A 20,053-nucleotide genomic window follows, 5' to 3' on the forward strand; every position below is an offset into this window, starting at 1 on the left:
ATAATATGTATTTGATCGGTTCTAATATGGGTATATACGTCATTTTGTCGATTAGTTAGAACTAAATTCGATTGTTACCTAGATTGTTGTGAACACTTTGTAAATTTTTCAGACCTTTATGTTTTTATAAGGTGTTTTTAAGGTAATTTTAAGAAACGGGCACTACAATTAAGCCATGAAATAACTCAGGCGAGGTGATTTTTGTGAGAACATTAATTACATTTCAAAACAAACGTATTCCCGTATACTTCAATCAAGAAAATAAGCAACCGGTACAAAAAACATTAAAGCTTCTAAGTAACACTTTGGAGAATAAAATCTCCAGCGGCAAGCGTGCCCTTCAAAAATGTCTTAACTCTTTGATCAGTATAGAGATTGTCGGTTGTGAAGCCATCCTGCATAGCGTTAGTGAAAATGATTCATTGGCATTGTCCCTCTATTAAGAGGGATTTTTTTTGTCCACATTAGACACAAAAAAGAGAGGGGCATTTCAGCACCCTCTCCATATCAGCAGCCTTTAAAACATGATACATGTGACTTACCGCAGCTTATGCATTTGATCAGACTCTATTTAAAGTATTCTGCGATAACCTTTTTTACCGCCTCGTTCCTTATTCTGCGCCTTCTCAATCCGTATTCTAAACAGTTCTAGTAAATTAGCGCGTGTATGCTCTTCCCGGCAGTTGTCCAGCTTTTTTAAGATAAAACGGTCAATGGACATATGACTCAGGCTCCTTTACAGCGTTTTTCAAGGGGATGATCAGACTATCCATTTTTAACCATTCTGTCTGTTGTTTAAACAGGTGCGTGCCTTATAGGATAAAGCTGGCGGGATTACATACCCTTTAATTAGGGTAAATACATAAAGTTTCGAAAATTTTATCACGTTAAGCCTGGAAGCTATGGACAAGGAGCGAGCAAAAACCATGAGTAAACATATGATTAATAAAATAGGCTGGAACCTTTTATGTACATTCTTAATCCTAACGATGCTGGCTGCATGCAGCAGGGAGAAAGCTTCAACCCGAAGTATGGCCCAACATGAAGCCGAAGCACGCGCCTACACCGTAACGGGTAATCCCAACCAAGGTGCATCATCCCTTGATGAACGAGCTGCCAATCATACACCTGTCCATCAGCAAGGCAGCAGCTATGTCGAAATATCAGGTGGCGTTAGCATTGATAAAAACACCGTGAAGGTTACAGGACATTCCAACCTCCCGGCTGGAGCACGGATCAAAGGAAATCTTGCGGTCAAAAACTCCCTGTTAACTGGGTACACGGATGAGACCACCATTCAAAAGGACGGAAGTTTTGTACTCCAGGTACAGCGCCCTGGAATACAGGGCAGTATGGATCTGACTGTTCTGTTCCGTCCGGATGACCAAGACAACAAGATACGAAATCTGTATGGCAGCGGTGGCAACAAATTGGAAGGTCCTTATGTATATCAATACGAAGAAAACGGACAGCTTTTGCATGAAGTTCGGATTGGGGCTGAATTTGATCCTGAACAAGAACGCAATACCCCTTTAGTTAAGCCCGTCTGGAACAAACCTAAGGACTACGGTAGCCCTCAAGTGTGGATTAAGCCTGATGTGAAGCAAGAGGGGAACTATTATCATGTATATGCGCGCAGCAATTTGCTGGAAGGATCGGACGTCAAACTCACGATTGATTTTCCGGGACGATGGCAGTTTGGCTACGATGATCAAACCAAAGTTATGCCTGACGGCTCCTTCAGCATGAGGGTCAAAAAGCCGAGCCTTGCCAACCGTTACACCATAGTCATCAGTTTCGAACCCAACGAAGATATATGGGTCAACGCCAAACAGACTTACGGTGCAAAGGGAGAACATCTTTCGGGACCGTTAGTCAAATCCGCAAACGACAAAGAGGGCTCCAAACAGATTGAAGCCCGTATCCCTATCCAACCCAAATCGTAACTAAACACGCAGTATCTAACCTAAAGTTACGGCCGTTCGCCATGAAATACGCTTCACAGATACAGCCTATGACGCGGTTTCCACGTCTGAGTAGATACAGAACCCAATGTCGTCTAGCTGCTACGGCTGTATCGTGACTGGCGTGCCTATACTTACCTTCTCCTGAAGCTCAAGCACATCCTTATTCTGCATTCGAATGCAGCCATGTGACACCATCTTGCCAATGGACCATGGCTCATTGGTGCCGTGAATGCCATAATGCGGCTTGGACAGCCCCATCCAGAACGCTCCGAAAGGACCGCCGGGATTGGGTTGTTTGTTAATAATCGTAAATTGCCCATGCGGTGTCTGTGTAGCCAGCTTGCCAATACCGACTGGATAACTAAGAACAATCTGATCTCCATCCTTCAAATATAAACGACGATCCGATAAATCCACCACAATGCTGTAGTTCGGCATATATTCACCCCTTTATTACCATATGCCGACTACAACATAGATTTTCTTATATTTTTACATTTGATACTTCACTGTAGTTCGGCTCACCACTCCACATCACGTCGCCAGCCGCTTCGCTGATCCCTACGACCCGGGGTTGTGCTTGAACGGCTATCTTTCCTGCGCCGGTCTGCTTCCTTACGCGCCTGATATTCCAGTTCCCGCTGCATTTTGCGATAATTGTTCACTCTGGATTCCGACAATTCCCCTCTCTCTATAGCTTCCTCCACTGCACATCCAGCTTCGCCCTTATGCTTGCAATCTGCAAAACGGCATTGCTGCGCCGTTTCCATGATATCCGTAAAGGTATGAGCGACACCCATGGAATCATCCCACAGATTAAGCTCGCGCATACCAGGTGTATCCAGCAAAACGGCTTGCTTTGCGATAGGAAAAAGCTGTCTGTGAGTGGTTGTGTGCCTGCCCCGACTGTCTTCCTCCCTCACATCCTGTGTCAGTTGAACCTCAGACCCGGAGAGCCAGTTTACTATCGTGGATTTCCCACTACCGGAAGAGCCTGTCAAAGCAACTGTAGAGCCGGGCTGAAGAAACGTCTCCAGTTGCTCTCTGCCTTCATTCTGCAAAGCAGAAATAACGATAACAGGTACACCAGGCGCAACTCCCTCCGCTTCAGCAACCCGTTGTTCGACATCTTCACAAAGGTCACTCTTACTCAAAACGACAACCGGGTTTACCCCGCTGTTCCAAGCCATAATTAAATACCGTTCCAGTCTGCGCATATTAAAATCATGATTCAGCGCATTAACAAGAAACAGCGTATCCACATTGGTAGCGATCAGCTGCTCCCTCGTCTCAAAGCCCGCGGCCTGTCTAGATATTCGACTTTTCCGCGGCAAGACGGCATGGATGACTGCATCCGACACTTCATCTGGCGTAGTGATTGCTAGCCAGTCCCCTACAGCAGGCATTTCCGCCGGATCGACAATAGCATGTCGTAGCTTACCTGAAGCCACTCCCCAGCGTTCTCCATCCATTGTGATAAGCTTCACCTTTTGTCCATAATCGGCAATCAAGCGAGCAGGACGTATCTGTGTATTTCCCGTGCGTTCCTCAAAGCTTTGCTTCCATTGGTCCCAAAAACCGTTCCAGTAATCAGACCAACCGTATTCATGTATACTCATTGTTTTCCTCCTGAATTCATTGTTCATTTTTGATCGTAATGTTATTTGATAGGTGTACATTTTTCTCCCCGCATGCGAACAACGCAAAAAATCCGCAGGGGTTTCCCTGCGGAGGGTATACGATTCAGGTCGATGCGATCCGTTCGTTCACTTAAGCAAGCAGTCTCTCACAGACCACTCCCCAGAACCAACAACTGGATAACAAGACGCCTAACCATAAAAAATCCGCAGGGAATCACTCCCTGCGGATTTCGTTGGTTCTACTTTCCAACCAACTGCTAAGCCAAGACTATAGATCTATACAGTCTTTAACCGTGCATCGTCCGTGCGGGAGACAAGTCATTCTGCTGCTGAACCCTTCCATTCATGTTCGTACGCATATAACATCGCCTCCTCCTAAAATTTCCTTTATCATACAAGTCCATCAATTGTCTGTCAAGGCTGCGCAAGAAACTTTTTTGAAATCTTTGTCAAGTTTCGTTTAGCGTACCTGATCCCAGCGCGTCCACATCTCACGCGGGTTCAATTCGTACATTTCCCGTTCCCTGTACATAAACTGATGCATAATCAGTTCACGCCGAATCGTTGCAAAATCCTCATGGTATTGCTTGATCCACTCGTTTAATTCACGTTCAGGATACATGCGGCCTGGCTCCAGCTTTTCTGCCAGCATCTGAAGTACGATTAATTTTTTCTTATACTGCGCAGGGATTTGGCGCAACTTGCCGTCCTTGGAAAAAAAATTGCGTAAGACCGACGCCTCCAACGTTTCATTCAACTCTGACATCTCTTCCTCCCCCTCTCCTTTTTTGAAAATAAATCGCACCGTCGCCTCGGCATGCTGCCGGATCAGCTCTGGATTCAGTGTAAAATACACCGTGTTTTTATCACGTCGTTCCTTAACCAACCCTGCCTCACGGAGTTTGGAAGCATGATGTGTAACAGTCGGCTGGGACAAATTCAGCTTTTTCGCCAAAGCTTGGCCGTGCATCTCCCCACGGGACAAAATAAGTAATATCCGCATTCGCGTTGGATCAGCAAGTGCTTTATGATAATTGACCATTTTATCCAGTTGCATCGTTATTGCACCTCTTTTCACTAGTACATACTTGCTATGCAAGCGAATTCAATCACATAAAATAGATATATATCTAATTATATGTTCGCTAAAAGTGGCTGTCAATCTTCACCGTCCGTCATCTCTTTCTGAAAACGGCTGGATATTGTGTTCGCATTGCGGTAGGATTATTATTTGAAAACTTCTCCCATACCCGACCCATTTGCATCTATTCTAAGAGCTGTTTTTAATCGTCAAAATAATGTTAACCCTACAAACTGGCGTAATAAACCAATACAACTGGAGGTTCATCCAAATGCAAGACGTAATCATTATCGGTGGCGGACCCTGCGGACTATCCGCTGCAATCGAATGCAGCCGCAGAGGTTTGCAAACTGTCATTATTGAAAAAAACAACATCGTTCACTCCATTTTTCTGTATCCGACGAACATGCAGTTTTTTAGCACCGCCGAACTACTGGAAATCGGTGATGTACCGTTCAGCACCCCTAATGACAAGCCTTTTCGTCATGAAGCACTGGCGTACTACCGTAAAGTAGCAACACACTATAACTTGAACATTCAGCATTATGAGGAGGCCCAGTCCATTCATCGCCAGGATGACGGTACATTTACCGTACATACCCTGAGCAAAGGGGAAATAACCAAAACGTATTCGTCACGCTATGTCGTTGTGGCTACAGGATATTTTGATCATCCGAACTATTTGGGCATTCCCGGGGAACAATTGGATAAAGTCACTCACTATTTCAGCGAAGCCCATCCCTATACAGGAACCCGGGTCGCAGTCATCGGTGGTAGCAACTCTGCGGTAGATGCTGCGATGGAATTGGTGCGGGTCGGAGCTACGATTGATATGGTATATCGTCGAAGCGAGTTGTCCCAATACATCAAGCCGTGGGTTCGTCCACTGTTTGACAGTATGGTACAGAAAGGGAAGATCACGCTGCACTTAGGCGCACGCATTACCGAAATTCATCCAGACCATGTCGTAGTCACTCCGCTGGACACTGAAGCATTCCGACTCGAAAATGATTTTGTACTGGCACTGACTGGATTTCACCCGGAGCGAAAACTGCTGGAGTCTGTTGGCGTCCATATGGCTGAGGATCTGGACAAACCAGAATTTAATCCTGCCACGATGGAAACAAACATCCCAGGTATATATGTCGCCGGGGTCATCGCTTCAGGCAGCAATGCCAATGAAGTGTTTATTGAAACAGGCCGCTGGCACGGGCGACAAATCGCCGAACATATCCAAAGCTAAATAAACGAAGGAGAACATCTGTATGGATTACAGCTCACTTATCTTACTGGTATTGGCTGGTCTTGGAATTGTTAGTGGCAACTCTACCGTGACTATTGCCATGGTTGTTTTACTGCTGCTGCGGGTAACCAGCTTTCATTCTGCTTTCCCCTGGCTTGAAAGGTATGGCCTGACGATCGGAATTATTATTTTGACGATTGGGGTCATGACCCCGCTAGCCAGCGGTAAAATCAGTATCAATCAGGTGATGGAGTCTTTCCTTCACTGGAAATCACTGCTCGCGATTGGTATCGGAATTCTGGTAGCCTATCTTGGCGGCCGCGGAGTAACTTTGATGTCTGGACAGCCCATTATTGTGACAGGTCTACTGATCGGGACCGTCATTGGCGTTGCCTTCTTTAAAGGAGTTCCTGTTGGACCTCTCATTGCTGCCGGATTGCTTTCCTTGATAATCGGCCGCAGTTAAACTCGTACAACAAATATAGGAATAAATGATAGCAATCTGCATGTCGGGCTGAATTCAGTCCCGCTTTGTGGTATACTCATATCGCATAATTTGGTAAATGCAGGAGGCTTGACCGATGTCTCGACAATTTGTAACGGAAGCTGTAATGGTGGCTATATACGGCCAACTACTTACATCTCCCGCCCCTGTGGAATATATAGTGCCTTACACATCACTGCTAGAGCTATACGAATTCCAGGACAGCACAGAGCCGCTTATGGATAATCCTATGGACGATCAACATGTGAAGCGGAAGGTAAGCGAGTTGATCAGTTATTTTGAGGAACCGTTGAATCAGAAAAAAATTCGGCGTGCCCTTCAGATGCCTTGGGCCAAGAGCTTGCCTATTCTATTCGATGCCAATACATCACTTATTATCATTAATGCTGTTGATACAGCGCATTACGGAGAATATTTTGATCCAATTGAGACTGAACTGGTGTTGACAGCTCAGCGTGAATCATTACCTATTCTGACGGATCAATTGGACTGGATTCACCGCATTATCGAAGCTTCCGTACCTGTACATGTGTACGACATTGATGATTTTGATTTTGCACTCGATGGCCCGATACTTAACAACCCTTAACATACGATATACCCGGCTTAACCACAAAAAAGCGGCGGAGCATCATGTACAGGTTCATCTCCTGTAACACGATACTCCACCGCTTTTCTTGTCCAAGAACAACTATTTGCACGTTATGATTGACAGTGGAGCATTAAGCTTGTCCATCCTCAACATAGGTGTAAACAATGTCGTCATGTTCCTCCAAATACTTAACTTCCAGATGATGGCCCTTCAGATACCAGTAATCCTGGTCCTCCATATAAAACGTAATGCCAGCCGCTTCATGCTGTAATACGGGGTGCTGCGGCGGCTCTACGGCAATTCCCAGAGAAAAGCCTGGATGCAACCCGCCACCAGAACTATAGCGAACAAAAAAACGGATCGAATCTCCACGATTCAAACCAAGCTCCTTAATGTACCACTGTGCCGCAGGTTCAGCTACCTGTATGCTCATACGTTATGCTCATCTCCTTGTACAATGACGTCTGCCAACTATATCATAGCATCTTTTAGAATGACCACCAACCGTCCCAACCCGGCGAGCTTCTTGGACAAGTCATATACATTTTTTTGAAAAAGGTTTGACAATTCGCAAAAAAGGGTGTTAAGATTCAACCATACGAGATCCATTTTGAAATTTATTACCAATTCGAACGATTACTCATGTTAGAATGAACCCATTTTGAGGAAGAAAGGAGTGTTACCGGTGCTAAAATTTCCTATTGCATTTTACCCACATCTACAAACACTACAACTTCATACCGGAGCATCTCCCCTGTTGCATCCTTCAGAATTGGGCCATTCACGTTGTATGGTTTAATACGAGTGGCTGCCTGCGTTTGAGCAGTTTTTCAGTGGTGAGTGTGCTGAAAATACCTGCGCGCCATATGATATTGAGATTTAAGGCATATCGTCTGCGGACGGTATGCCTTTTTTGCGCCTGTTGCCGGATCTTACTTCTGGCAGCAAGCCCTGTTGTTTCTTCAAAATGGTGCACAACTCTCGAATGAACTTGTCATGAAAGGATGGGATTCCTCTTGTTTTCTGTACTTAAAAATTTAAGCTGGTTTTTTAAAAGAGAACGAAGCCGATACTCCATTGGATTGTTTTTGCTGATAGCCGTTGGTGTGCTGGAGCTTGCTCCACCTCGGCTGCTAGGTAGTGCCATTGATGAAATTGTGCGCGGTTCAATTTCCTGGTCCTCACTTTGGCGTTATATTTTGTACATCATAGGCGTTCTAGCCGTCATCTACTACATTACGTACATATGGATGCACAAGCTGTTTGGTGGTGCCAATCTGGTGGAGCGCTTACTGCGCACCCGCTTTATGAATCATCTACTGCGGATGACCCCTCCATTTTTCGAACGTAATCGCACTGGCGATCTGATGGCTCGTGCTACGAACGACCTTCGCTCCGTAGCAAGTACAGCAGGCTTCGGCATGTTGACACTGACAGACTCTACGGTCTATCTGAGCGTGGTATTAGTTGCCATGGGCACCCTAATCAGTTGGAAGTTGACACTGGCAGCTATCCTGCCCCTACCTTTTATCGCACTGGCTATGAGCATTTATGGTAAAGCCGTTCATGAGCGTTACACACTGGCACAAGATGCATTTGGTGATATGAACGATCAGGTGTTGGAATCCGTGGCAGGTATCCGGGTCATTCGCGCCTATGTGCAAGAGCGAATGGACGAAAAGCGTTTCGCTGATATTACTGACGATGTATTTCGTAAAAATCTGGCTGTCGCTCGGATGGATGCTCTCTTTGAACCAACAATCCGTTTATGTGTAGGACTTAGCTACGTCATTGGACTCGGTTATGGTATTTATCTGGTATTTCATAACGATATCACGTTAGGCGAACTGGTCTCCTTTAATATGTATCTAGGAATGATGATTTGGCCGATGTTTGCCATTGGAGAGTTGATTAACATTATGCAGCGCGGTAGCGCTTCCCTGGACCGGGTCAATGAAACCCTTGATGTCCAGCCAGACGTTCAGGATGCAGCTCAACCTGTTCCAGTAGACCGCCTAGAATCCATCAGGATGAAAGACGTTACCTTCCGTTATCCTACCTCTACTATTGACAATCTGTCACATGTGAGTCTGGAGCTCAAACGCGGAGAAACGCTGGGCGTTGTCGGTAGAACCGGCAGCGGGAAATCCACTCTGCTCAAACAGCTACTGCATGAATATCCGACGGGTAGCGGTGATATTTTAATCTCCGGCATACGTTTGGAGGACATTGCAGTAGAGCAACTACACAGCTGGATCGGCTACGTGCCGCAAGAGCAAATTTTGTTTTCCAAATCGGTGCGCGAGAACATTCAGTTCGGGAAACCTCATGCAAATGATGACGACATTATGGAAGCTATCCGTACTGCTGCCTTCGACCAGGATTTAGGTACCCTGTCTGATGGGCTGGATACACTGGTCGGAGAAAAAGGTATCTCCCTGTCCGGCGGCCAGAAGCAGCGTGTTTCGCTGGCACGCGCCTTTATCGGTGACCCGGATATTCTATTGCTCGACGATGCACTATCTGCAGTAGATGCCCGGACGGAAGCAAGAATTATTGACAATATCCGACGTAAGCGCTCGGGTAAAACAACCCTGATCTCCACCCACCGCCTCTCCGCTGTAGAACATGCAGACCGGATCGTCGTGCTGGAGCAAGGACGCATTATTGAGGAAGGAACCCACAGCGAGCTGCTTCAGGCTGACGGATGGTACCGACAACAGTATGAACGGCAACAAGTGGAATCTGATCTGACCTCAGGGGAGGTATCCTAATGAAACCCAATATCGGCAAAAGGCTATTTCAGTACGCGCTGACGAGCAAAGCAGGCTTTATCGCCGCTCTCATCGCTTTGGCTATCGGAGTAGCCGCCGAGCTGGCTGGACCCTTCATCGCCAAAACGATGATTGACGACCATATGCTCGCTATTGAAAAACCATTTTATGAAACGACTCGTGTGGACGGAACTGTAAGTTATGCTGACACCCACTTTAAGCGTGAAGATCGCTTTGAGGCCGGGGAGACTAAAGGTCGCGAAGCGAGGATTTTACAAGTTGGGAAATCTTTCGTATTTGTGGATGGCTCGGTTCAAGTGGCTGACGGTAACCGCTCCTTTACGAATGGAACGCTGACTGTGACACGCGGCTCCGACACCTTTCGCTATGAAGCTAAGGCTCTGACAGCTGATGAACTGTATAGCTTTTACAAACCGGAAATGCCCGGTATCTTTCAGCTGATTGGCTGGTATTGCTTCTTCTTGGTCATTTCCATTTTTGCTGAATTCGGCAAAACATACTGGCTGCAATCCTCGGCGAACAAGGTCATTCAAAAGCTTCGGCTTGATCTCTACGCACACATCCAGCGGTTGCCGGTTTACTTTTTTGATAACTTGCCCGCAGGCAAAGTCGTATCCCGTGTTACGAATGACACTGAGGCAGTCAAAGATTTGTTTGTGGCTGTGCTCTCCAATTTCACTTCAGGGATTGTGACGATGGCAGGAGTATATGTTGCACTCTTTTTGCTGGACTTCAGACTGGGTCTTATCTCTCTGTTTATAGTACCGTTACTGATCTTGTGGATTGTATTGTATCGCAAGGTCGCCACCCGCTATAATACGATCATTCGGTCCAGGCTCAGTGAAATTAATGCGATTATCAATGAATCGATTCAAGGGATGTCCATTATTCGCGTGTTCCGCCACCAGAAACAAACGCAGCAAGAGTTTGAAGAACTGAATGATGACTATATGAAGCATCAGAATAAAATGCTGAATTTGAACGCCTTCACTTCGCACAATTTAGTCAACGTGTTGAGAAACCTTGCCTTTGCCGTCGTGTTGTGGTATTTCGGATCTGAGGCGCTCGGAACTACAGGTAGTGCTGTTTCACTAGGCGTATTATATGCCTTCGTCGATGTGCTGGGACGACTGTTCCAACCTATGACGGGTATGGTCAACCAACTCGCCGTACTGGATACTTCCATCGTTTCCTCGGGACGCGTATTTGAGTTGATGGACGAAACTGGAGAGCCGGTGACGGACGGCACGATGCCGCGCTACAAAGGCCAGGTAGAATTTAACGACGTTTCCTTTGCCTACAAAAAGGATGATGTACTTAAACATATTTCCTTTACAGCACAGCCCGGCCAAACAGTTGCCCTTGTCGGACATACCGGATCAGGCAAAAGTTCGATTATCAACCTGCTATTCCGGTTCTATGATCCGCAAAAAGGAACGATCACCATTGACGGAACGTCTGTCAAAGACATCCCTAAGCAATGGCTTCGCCATCATATGGGTATTGTTCTTCAAGATCCATATTTGTTCACAGGTACGGTAGCCTCCAATGTCAGTCTCGGCGACAGCCGAATCACGAGAGAACAGGTGAATAAAGCGCTGCATGACGTTGGAGCCGACAAACTGCTGGCCCATTTGCCGCAAGGATTCGATGAGCCCGTTATTGAAAAAGGCAGCACCTTATCAGCCGGGCAACGCCAGCTTATTTCCTTCGCTCGTGCACTAGCCTTTGATCCCGCAATTTTAATTCTGGATGAAGCTACTGCCAATATTGACACCGAAACGGAAGCGCTCATCCAATCCGCTCTTGAGGTGCTCAAGAAGGGACGTACGACCTTTATCATTGCTCACCGTTTGTCCACCATTCGCAGTGCGGACCAAATTTTGGTGCTGCACCGGGGCGAAATTGTTGAACGGGGTAGCCATGACGAACTTATGTCCCAAGGCGGTCGTTACTTCCAAATGTATCAGCTCCAGTCGGGGACAGTGGCAACAGAATCAGCTTCATCCTCTGCTACACCCCCTGCGCAAGATGACTTGCTTACAGGCAAAGTCAGCATTTAAAGCTTGAATAGCCCTATTGCTTAGGGCTAACGATTAACATTTGGTTATGAAAAAAACCAGCGAGCCCCCCCTACACATGGAGGCTCGCTGGTTTTATTTATATCTATAACATATGGCTCGTAATTTTATTTAGCTACAGACGTGCCTGTTCCTGTGGGCGGAAGCACTGTTCCATCTACTGCTTTAAGCGTAACCTTATACTTGCTGTCTACCAATGTACTTGTATGGGTATCCGTAATGACCTGAATGTTCATTTCCCCTGGCTTTGGACTAATCAGCTTGTAGTAAATTACTGCATTTGTATCATCTACGTAGTCGACGTGATCCACTTCAATGCCGTAACCTGGATTAGGTGCCTGCAGACGGGTGATTGTCACTTTGTTCTGCTGGTCATTTGCCTTCTCTATGCTCATACTAATGTTATTTTGTTGAACCTGATCTGCAGGCTCAGCCGGATTTTCAGGAGTAGCTTCAACCGTTTTATGACTTTGTACAAATTCGGATGCGTTATAGACCATTTCTGCTGCCTCCATCCGCGTTACTTTACGATCCGGGTTAAAGTTGCTCTGTTCGTCCAATTTTGCAATTTTGGTCAATAGCAAAAATTGAACGGCTGCGTTTGATTCCTGGTCTAGTTTTTTGCCATCCGCTACATTAATTAACATACGGACAGTTGGATATTCACCCGTTGCACTCACTGCTTTATACAAAATATTCGCAAATTGTTCTCTTGTCATACGGGTGCTTGGATCAACATCTGGTGACAAAGGGATTTGGTGTTGGGCTGCAATCCGATAGGACTGGGCATACCATGCCGAAGCCGGAATGTTTGCAAAGGAACCCGTTGTAAAATCAGGCATTACCTGAAGGTCCATTGCACGAACAACCAAGTGTACTCCTTGTGCATACGTGAGCGTTTGATCTGGTGCAAATTTATCCTTAGTTATTCCTTGAATAATTCCTTTGTCCTGTAGTGAGTTTACGATCTTCTCCTGTTCAGCTCCCTTTATATCACCAAAAGCAGAGGCCGACGTAGCTACTGCCAATGAACAGATGACAAGCAGAGCTGCTGTCACGCTTTTATTCTTTTTCATGTGATACACCTCCATGTTTACTTTGCTTCTACACTTACCGACGCAATAGAATCATCAAATGTTTCAAATATACACAAATTGGTTGCAAAACAGTGGAATACCTGCGATTAGTGTAACCCGTCTAACTCTTTTCTGCTCACAATCTTTATACATACCCAAAAGTGCCTGTGACAGATTAACCTTTTATAGTATTCCTTTGGAAGAGCCATATCTGGGCAGCAGTCATTCCACCAGCAAAAACTGCTCTCCTTTATTCGCATTACTTACATCCGATTCGGTGCTTTCAGACCAAGAAGTTGCAGCGCGCATGCCAGAATATCCGCAGTTTGTTCCGCCAACTGAATACGCCAGCGTCCACCATCGACAATCCTTTCCTTGGCGTAAAAACGGTTGAACGCCTGGGCCGTATCCAGTGCAAATCTGGCAATAACCGAAGGCTCCAGTTGGCGAGCTGCACGTATCAGTTGTCCGTGATAGCGACCCAACTGCTTAAGCAGCGCCCAACCTGCGTCACCCAACATTTCATCCGATACGTCATTAAAATCACTAGAATAGCTATCTTGGACAAGGGCGTTGCTGCTAGGATTAGTATTAACAACAACATCGGCGCGAGCGTAAGCTTTCTCCAGAAGGCTGCGGATGCGCGCATGAGTATACTGCACATAAGGCCCGGTCTCGCCTTCAAAGGTCAGCGCCTCCTCCAACGAAAAATCCACTTCATTCAGCCGGTTGTTTTTTAAATCACCAAAAATAATCGCCCCGATGCCAACGTCCTCAGCTACTGCCTGTTGTTCCTGCAAATCGGGATTTTTCTGAGTAATGATGGCTTGAGCACGTGCTATAGCTTCATCCAGCACCTCCTCCAGTTTGACAACTTTTCCGCGTCTTGTGGACATTTTCTTACCCGCAAACCGCATTAATCCAAACGGCACATGCTCACATTGCTCCGCCCATGCCTCCCCTGCATGCTTCAGCACCGCAAACACCTGCTGGAAATGCAACTTCTGTTCCCCACCAACGACGTACAGCAACCGATCAGCCTTCATCACTTCATGACGATAAATCGCTGTTGCCAGATCACGTGTCGGATAAATGGTGGTCCCATCCTTTTTTAGAATAAGACACGGAGGCAGTTCCTCGTCTTCCAGACGAACTACGAGCGCGCCATCACTTTCCTCCAGCAATCCTTTTGCTCTTAATTGATCAATAACTGCCTGCATCTTATCATTGTAAAAACTTTCTCCCAGTACATGGTCAAATGTAATGTTTAGACGCTGGTACATACGATCAAATTCACCCAGACTGACTTCAACAAAAAACTCCCATAGTTGTTGAGCCTCAGCGTCTCCATGCTCCAAACGTCGGAACCACTCGCGGCCTTCATCCTCTAAAGACAGATCATGCTCGGCCTCCTGATGAAAACGCACATACAGCTTCAGCGATTCACCAATCGGATCATGCTGTAGCTGCTCCTCATTTCCCCATCTTTTATAGGCCGCAATTTGCTTGCCAAACTGTGTTCCCCAGTCTCCAAGATGATTCACACTAATCGGTACATAACCTGTTTCACCAAGTATGCGATACAAAGCAGCACCGATAACAGTAGAGCGAAGATGACCGATACCAAACGGTTTCGCAATATTGGGTGAGGACATATCAATAACTACCCGCTGTCCGTGTCCGATATTGGGATTGAGGAAATCAGCCTTGCTCAATTCAGCAAGCATAAACGGAATATGAACAGATCGATCCAAGGTTATGTTTACATAGGCACCCAATGCTGAAGCGGTTAAACCTTCTTCATGGCCTACTAGCTCCGCCAATTCCAGTGCAATGTGCTGCGGAGACTTTCGAAACTTTTTAGCCAGCACAAAGCAGGGAAACGCCACATCTCCCCATTCAGGCTGCGGAGGCATCTCAAATAATGATAAAATTTCTTTTTCCTCCAAGCCCGTATGGGCCAATATCGCTTGAGCAGCAATCCTCATCAACATGATCTCTCTCCTTCTTTTTATAGAATCTAACAAAAAAAGCCCCCGCCTCTTGAAAACATTCAAGAGACGAGAACTTCAATATCCCCGCGGTACCACTCTTCGTAAATCGGTTGTGCAGCTAAAGCTAACTTACACAAATCGCGATTTCACTCCAATGACTAATAACGGTGTCTGCCGGGCTGATCTACTAGAAATTCTGCTCGTTGGATCAACCGTCTCCCGGGTGCGCTTCACATCGGACCTCATACCGGCTTCCACCTCTTCCGGCTCGCTGTAATGATACGGCCCCGCTGCTACTCTCCCGTTCCATGACGTTAATTCCCATCATTATACAAACCTATTCAGTAGAAAGCAACCTTTTATTTCCTCTTCAGGAACTAGTTCCATATATGTAATTACACTGCCACCAATTGGCGGCATGCCTGAACGCAACGACGGCAGGCTTCTGCACAATGTTTGCAATGATCATGGGAATGCTTGCTGCATTCAGCAGCACATACCTCACAGGCCTTGGCGCACAGCTCACAGATTTGCTCGGCAAAATCCGTTCCGCGCTGCAGCATTTGAGCAGCAAATCCGCATATTTCTGCACATTCCCTACTCACTCGAATACATTCACGTAGCATAGCTAAATCATATTCCTTCAAACTCGCTACGTAACATACATTACAAGCGTTCATACATTCCAGGCAAGCATCCACGCATTGTTGGTATGAGTGATTCATATTACATTACCTCCCAGTTGTTGACCCTGCTGTACTATTACCCGCTGATCCTTGAGATTAATCATTTGATGTGGGCGCTTACAATAAAATAAAAACAAAGTAATCCCGACTTATGTAAGGAAGTGTACTATATTCCAGTGTGCAAGTGCAAGGATATTAATCACATGGATTTTTAGCCCCTGTTTCTGACTTGCATACACTCAGTCATTGCTCTATTGTAAAAAGTGTATGTCTAACCACCGATCAAGGAGTGAACATTTTAATGAATATGTCTTCCGTAGAGGAGCATCGACAGGAATCCCCGCAACAGGTTAATTGCATGGTCGTGACTGTCTCGGACACACGCACCGTGGAAACAGATACTGGGGGACGACTGCTCATGGATCTACTAGAAACCAATGGATATACAGTTGTTCGATATGTCATCGTCAAGGATGACTACGAAGGTATTCAGCAGTTAGTATCCGAAGCAGTGGCACAGGATGACATCGAGGCTGTTCTTTTGACAGGTGGTACCGGTATTTCTCCACGTGATACTACATATGAAGCTGTCTCCTCTCTACTGGATAAGGAACTACCTGGCTTTGGGGAAATCTTCCGTTATTTAAGCTTTGCTGAGGACATTGGTTCAGCAGCTATCTTAAGCCGGGCTGTAGCTGGCACTGTGGGCCAGACAGCTGTATTTTCTATGCCTGGCTCACGCGGAGCCGTTCGTTTGGCAATGGAACGCATTATTGTCCCTGAGCTACGACATGTAATGAGAGAAATTTATAAATAAGCTCCTATTTCCTACATGCCGCGACACAAAAAGGCACCCCATGCATTCATGAGGTGCCTCTTCCAACTATTCTTTTTCTTCAACTTCGGGCTGCATATAGCTGTCGATCAGCTTTTGCTTCAGCTCCCATACCTTCTCGCTCAGATTTACACGATAAATTTCAGGGTTCAGCTTCCGCAAATATTCTGGCCAGAACAGTTTCAACTGTGAAGTATGGTAGGCACGAATTTCATCCAGCTCAGGAAGCTCATATACCTTCTGTCCATTTATAAAAATAGGCTCAAGCATCGGCACGGCTTCGTAATTTTCTACATACTTCTTCATATACGGATGCAAAGGGTTAAACAGCTTCAGGCGCTTACCATTACGCGGACGCTCTTCATCCGGGAAAGAAATATAATCGGCTACGGCTCTCCCTTTCTTCTTATCCACAATGCGATATACATCCTTCTTGCCTGGTGTGGATACTTTTTCTGGGTTACCCGAAATCTTAATCGTCGGCAGCATTTCGCCATCTACTTCACGCTCAACCAGCTTGTACACCCCGCCGAGCGATGGTTGATCTGAAGCCGTAATAAGCTGTGTTCCTACACCCCATACATCAATACGTGCCCCTTGGGCTTTCAGGTTAAAAATCGTATTTTCATCCAAATCATTGGAAGCTACAATTTGTACGTAATCTAAACCTTCAGCATCGAGCATTTCCCGGGCCTGAATGGATAGATAAGCCAAGTCACCGCTATCCAAACGGATTGCATTCATACGCTTGCCCTGACTCTCCAGCATTTTTGCTGTCCGAATCGCATGAGGAACACCGCTTTCCAGCGTGTCAAAGGTATCTACCAGCAGTGTAACCTGATCTGGCAAAACCTTCGCATATACGTCAAACGCCTCCTGCTCCGTCATAAAGGTCTGCACCCATGAATGGGCATGTGTCCCCTTCGTCGGGATTCCAAAGTGCTCGCCTGCCAGCATATTAGAAGTCGCGTCAAAACCTGCTACATAAGCTGCTCGTGCTCCCCAAATCGCCGCATCTGCTTCCTGCGCACGCCGTGTTCCAAATTCGAGCAGTGTATCATCACTTGCCACCTGCTTGATGCGCGATGCCTTTGTCGCAATAAGTGTCTGATAGTTCATAAAATTCAGCAATGCCGTCTCGACAAGCTGCGTTTCCATAATCGTTCCTTCAACACGTACCAGAGGCTCGTTTGGAAAAACAAGTGCCCCTTCTTTCATCGAATGGACCGTTCCACCGAACTTAAACTGGCGAAGCGCCTCCATGAACATGGGATCGTACTTCTCCTCCTGTTCAGACAGGTAGCGAATGTCCTCTTCTGTAAACCGCAAATTTGCAATATAATTCACAATGCGTTCCAGACCCGCGAACACGGCATATCCATTACCAAAAGGGAGTTTACGAAAATACGCCTCGAACACAGCTTTACGCTGGTGACTTCCGTTCACCCAGTGGGCGTACATCATATTAATCTGATATTTATCTGTATGTAATGCGAGGCTCGTTGACTGCATTGTAATCATCCTCTCTGACTGTCCCCAGGTTTGTGGCGCTACCGCCTCATCTGCCCAGATTCAGCAATATCCGGCTCCATTTTGTTATCGGACATTGGTGCACAATCGTTAAGTTATTTTACTTCTTCTGGCGTAAAACCGTATCCTCAGCCGACCGTACCGCGGCTCCAAGACTTCCCTCAAAATGACCCAAAGCCCAATCATGTCCAGCTTGATTAAAGCTCGCCACAGCGTCCTTGTATACAGTAATAGCAAAACCTTTGTTATAAGCATCTACAGCCGTATGCAGCACACATATATCCGTACACACACCAATCAGATGAACTTCCAGAATACCACGTTCACGCAGCCTGAGCTCCAGATCTGTGCCCGCAAAAGCACTATACCGTGTTTTATCCAACCAGTAGATAAGATCACTTTGTTGCTCATAGAGGCTACGGAGCTTGCCATACAAATGTCGTCCGTTGGTTCCACGTATATTATGTGGAGGAAACAGCTTGCTCTCCGGGTGATAAAGATCGTTCTCCTCATGCAAATCCACAGCCATGACGACAAAGTCCCCTTGATCTACATATGCCTGCGTAATTGCTGCGATCCGTTCATCCAACTCAATCGCAGGTTGTCCTACAGGCAAACTACCGTCCACAAAATCTTTTGTGTAATCAATCACAATTAGTGCCTGCATCGTACGGTCAGCTCCTTATCCTCAAAGTGAAATTGTACGTTCTATGCGTAACCTATTACATTAGACGTTACGTGTAGATAGATAAACGCGGTACTCTGTCACTAAAACGGTACAACTGTGCCGGTCTTTGTGAATACTGGTTGGAACTGAGCGGTTTGCCGTTCTCATCACGCACCTCTTCCAGTATTCCCTGTCTGCTACGAGTCGATGTTATTTTGCGAATAAAGTTTGGCTCTTCGAAATCCGGTACGACACTCTGAATCACCTGATATAATTCACCCAGTGTAAAATGTAGCGGTAAAAACTGCTTGGCTATCGTCGTCTGAAGCATCTGCAACTGAATTTTGCGATAAGCATCTACTATGATATCCCGGTGATCGAATGCCAGCTCCAATTCCTCCAACGCTTCGCGGATCGTGAATAGCCCGACCTCGGAAGCATCATCGGCCGCCTGACGCTGTTCCAACATCCATTCTTCTACCAGCGCAAAAAACGCATGCGATATGATCCACCCGCGCGGATCACGTCCCGGTCCACTATATACACCCAAATACTCCAGATGCCCGCCGTCCACACCCGTTTCCTCTAATAGCTCCCGCTTGGCAGCTCCATACATGGATTCATCTTCCTGACAAAACCCTCCAGGCAACGCCCAGCGTCCTGCAAACGGCCAGCTGCGGCGCTTGATGAGCATCACTTTCAGCTCCCGAATCGGCAATGTCTTTGTTACCGTCTTGCGCTCCCGCTTCGTTAAGGTAAACATAACGATATCCGCCGGAGCTCCATCCGGGGTGCGGTATTTCTTAATGTTGTAAGACGCCTTTTGCGCCTCTTCGTTTATACGATTGCTATCCATTGGCATCACCATATTATATCGTTTTGATAAATTCATTATGACATAATAAAAATTTTTGTCAAGTGTCAGGCCTTACCTGAATCACTTGCTTGTGTACGTAATACTCGGAAGGTTGCTGTAGATGTAGAACCGAGTGTGCCTTCACTATCTCTTACTTCCGCTTCAGTGGTTATAGTGCGACCTCCCTGATGAAGAATCCGCGCCCTAACCTCCAGTCGTCCTTGCCTCATGGCAGACAAGAAATGAACATTCAGGTTCGTCGTTACACATGGATCCATATTTCGTGAAGCCATACTGACCATCCCCATCGCCTGATCCATCAATGAAGTGAGCACACCCCCATGGACAATACCCATCACATTGGTATGCTCTTGTTTGGCCTCCAAAGCGATCCGTACCTCGTTTGCATCAGCTGTAATCAGCTCACACCCTAAATACTCCCAAAAAGTATTATTTTCTCCCTCTAGCATCTTACCCAACTTATCCATTCCCTCGCTTCCATCCC

The 20,053-nt window shown here is 46.3% G+C and carries 20 protein-coding genes and 1 other annotated feature; of the genes, 8 read left to right on the forward strand and 12 right to left on the reverse strand.

The genetic code is table 11. From position 1 onward, the window contains the following. The first annotated feature begins 203 nt into the window (after positions 1-203). Positions 204-443, forward strand: coding sequence for a hypothetical protein (locus tag AC5ELV_RS00935; RefSeq protein ID WP_013370782.1), 240 nt, complete (start codon positions 204-206; stop codon positions 441-443). A 128-nt stretch (positions 444-571) separates the two neighbouring features. On the opposite strand, the gene AC5ELV_RS00940 is transcribed toward AC5ELV_RS00935, so the two are convergent. Next, positions 572-721: a hypothetical protein gene (locus AC5ELV_RS00940; RefSeq protein WP_023988262.1), complete on the reverse strand. Its 150-nt coding sequence runs from the start codon at positions 719-721 to the stop codon at positions 572-574. Positions 722-926: 205 nt separating this feature from the next. Between AC5ELV_RS00940 and AC5ELV_RS00945 the strand changes: the two genes are divergently transcribed. Continuing rightward, entirely contained in the window at positions 927-1,946 is a 1,020-nt protein-coding gene (locus AC5ELV_RS00945) for a flagellar motor protein MotB (protein ID WP_493428805.1), read from the forward strand. Positions 1,947-2,066: 120 nt separating this feature from the next. Here the strand turns inward: AC5ELV_RS00945 and AC5ELV_RS00950 are convergent, their stop codons facing one another. From AC5ELV_RS00950 to AC5ELV_RS00960, 3 genes are all read right to left on the reverse strand, one after another. Further along, positions 2,067-2,405, reverse strand: coding sequence for a L,D-transpeptidase (locus tag AC5ELV_RS00950; protein ID WP_023988260.1), 339 nt, complete (start codon positions 2,403-2,405; stop codon positions 2,067-2,069). An 83-nt stretch (positions 2,406-2,488) separates the two neighbouring features. Then, positions 2,489-3,586 (reverse strand): ribosome small subunit-dependent GTPase A, encoded by a 1,098-nt coding sequence (rsgA, locus tag AC5ELV_RS00955; protein WP_307349955.1) that lies wholly within the window; start codon positions 3,584-3,586, stop codon positions 2,489-2,491. A gap of 481 nt (positions 3,587-4,067) precedes the next feature. Then, positions 4,068-4,664, reverse strand: coding sequence for a DUF2087 domain-containing protein (locus tag AC5ELV_RS00960; RefSeq protein WP_493428806.1), 597 nt, complete (start codon positions 4,662-4,664; stop codon positions 4,068-4,070). A gap of 295 nt (positions 4,665-4,959) precedes the next feature. On the opposite strand from AC5ELV_RS00960, the gene AC5ELV_RS00965 reads away from it, so the two are divergent. The 3 genes from AC5ELV_RS00965 (at position 4,960) to AC5ELV_RS00975 (ending at position 7,025) form a co-directional block, all read left to right on the forward strand. Continuing rightward, the gene (locus AC5ELV_RS00965) at positions 4,960-5,931 is read left to right on the forward strand and encodes a YpdA family putative bacillithiol disulfide reductase (protein ID WP_493428807.1); all 972 of its coding nucleotides are present in this window, start codon (positions 4,960-4,962) and stop codon (positions 5,929-5,931) included. A gap of 22 nt (positions 5,932-5,953) precedes the next feature. Further along, positions 5,954-6,397: a DUF441 domain-containing protein gene (locus AC5ELV_RS00970; RefSeq protein ID WP_493428808.1), complete on the forward strand. Its 444-nt coding sequence runs from the start codon at positions 5,954-5,956 to the stop codon at positions 6,395-6,397. A 115-nt stretch (positions 6,398-6,512) separates the two neighbouring features. Then, on the forward strand, positions 6,513-7,025 hold the full coding sequence (locus AC5ELV_RS00975) for a hypothetical protein (protein WP_023988256.1): 513 nt from the start codon (positions 6,513-6,515) through the stop codon (positions 7,023-7,025). 133 nt (positions 7,026-7,158) lie between these two features. Here AC5ELV_RS00975 and AC5ELV_RS00980 read toward each other — a convergent pair whose 3' ends face one another. Further along, the gene (locus tag AC5ELV_RS00980) at positions 7,159-7,461 is read right to left on the reverse strand and encodes a HesB/YadR/YfhF family protein (RefSeq protein ID WP_493428809.1); all 303 of its coding nucleotides are present in this window, start codon (positions 7,459-7,461) and stop codon (positions 7,159-7,161) included. A 583-nt stretch (positions 7,462-8,044) separates the two neighbouring features. Here AC5ELV_RS00980 and AC5ELV_RS00985 point away from each other — a divergent pair. Beyond that, entirely contained in the window at positions 8,045-9,802 is a 1,758-nt protein-coding gene (locus AC5ELV_RS00985; protein ID WP_493428810.1) for an ABC transporter ATP-binding protein, read from the forward strand. After that, positions 9,802-11,886 (forward strand): ABC transporter ATP-binding protein, encoded by a 2,085-nt coding sequence (locus AC5ELV_RS00990; protein WP_493428811.1) that lies wholly within the window; start codon positions 9,802-9,804, stop codon positions 11,884-11,886. Before AC5ELV_RS00985 ends, AC5ELV_RS00990 begins: the two co-directional genes overlap by 1 nt. Positions 11,887-12,011: 125 nt before the next feature. On the opposite strand, the gene AC5ELV_RS00995 is transcribed toward AC5ELV_RS00990, so the two are convergent. The 3 genes from AC5ELV_RS00995 to AC5ELV_RS01005 all read right to left on the reverse strand — a co-directional run bounded on the left by AC5ELV_RS00995 (position 12,012) and on the right by AC5ELV_RS01005 (position 15,699). Next, positions 12,012-12,980, reverse strand: coding sequence for an S-layer homology domain-containing protein (locus tag AC5ELV_RS00995; protein WP_493428812.1), 969 nt, complete (start codon positions 12,978-12,980; stop codon positions 12,012-12,014). Positions 12,981-13,243: 263 nt separating this feature from the next. After that, on the reverse strand, positions 13,244-14,974 hold the full coding sequence (gene argS, locus AC5ELV_RS01000) for an arginine--tRNA ligase (protein WP_493428813.1): 1,731 nt from the start codon (positions 14,972-14,974) through the stop codon (positions 13,244-13,246). 59 nt (positions 14,975-15,033) lie between these two features. Next, positions 15,034-15,292, reverse strand: a binding site (T-box leader). A 77-nt stretch (positions 15,293-15,369) separates the two neighbouring features. Next, positions 15,370-15,699 carry a four-helix bundle copper-binding protein gene (locus AC5ELV_RS01005; RefSeq protein ID WP_023988251.1) on the reverse strand — a complete coding sequence of 110 codons (330 nt, stop codon included), beginning with the start codon at positions 15,697-15,699 and terminating at the stop codon, positions 15,370-15,372. Between the two features lie 262 nt (positions 15,700-15,961). On the opposite strand from AC5ELV_RS01005, the gene AC5ELV_RS01010 reads away from it, so the two are divergent. Continuing rightward, complete coding sequence (locus AC5ELV_RS01010) at positions 15,962-16,477, forward strand: MogA/MoaB family molybdenum cofactor biosynthesis protein (RefSeq protein WP_493428814.1); 516 nt, start codon at positions 15,962-15,964, stop codon at positions 16,475-16,477. A gap of 66 nt (positions 16,478-16,543) precedes the next feature. On the opposite strand, the gene AC5ELV_RS01015 is transcribed toward AC5ELV_RS01010, so the two are convergent. From AC5ELV_RS01015 to AC5ELV_RS01030, 4 genes are all read right to left on the reverse strand, one after another. Further along, positions 16,544-18,007, reverse strand: coding sequence for a nicotinate phosphoribosyltransferase (locus AC5ELV_RS01015; RefSeq protein ID WP_023988249.1), 1,464 nt, complete (start codon positions 18,005-18,007; stop codon positions 16,544-16,546). 118 nt (positions 18,008-18,125) lie between these two features. Continuing rightward, entirely contained in the window at positions 18,126-18,692 is a 567-nt protein-coding gene (locus AC5ELV_RS01020) for a cysteine hydrolase family protein (RefSeq protein ID WP_103047837.1), read from the reverse strand. A 67-nt stretch (positions 18,693-18,759) separates the two neighbouring features. Next, positions 18,760-19,548 carry an NUDIX domain-containing protein gene (locus tag AC5ELV_RS01025; protein WP_023988247.1) on the reverse strand — a complete coding sequence of 263 codons (789 nt, stop codon included), beginning with the start codon at positions 19,546-19,548 and terminating at the stop codon, positions 18,760-18,762. Between the two features lie 65 nt (positions 19,549-19,613). Next, positions 19,614-20,036 carry a PaaI family thioesterase gene (locus tag AC5ELV_RS01030; RefSeq protein WP_493428815.1) on the reverse strand — a complete coding sequence of 141 codons (423 nt, stop codon included), beginning with the start codon at positions 20,034-20,036 and terminating at the stop codon, positions 19,614-19,616. Positions 20,037-20,053 lie beyond the last annotated feature (17 nt).

This window comes from Paenibacillus sp. NMA1017, assembly GCF_058895805.1.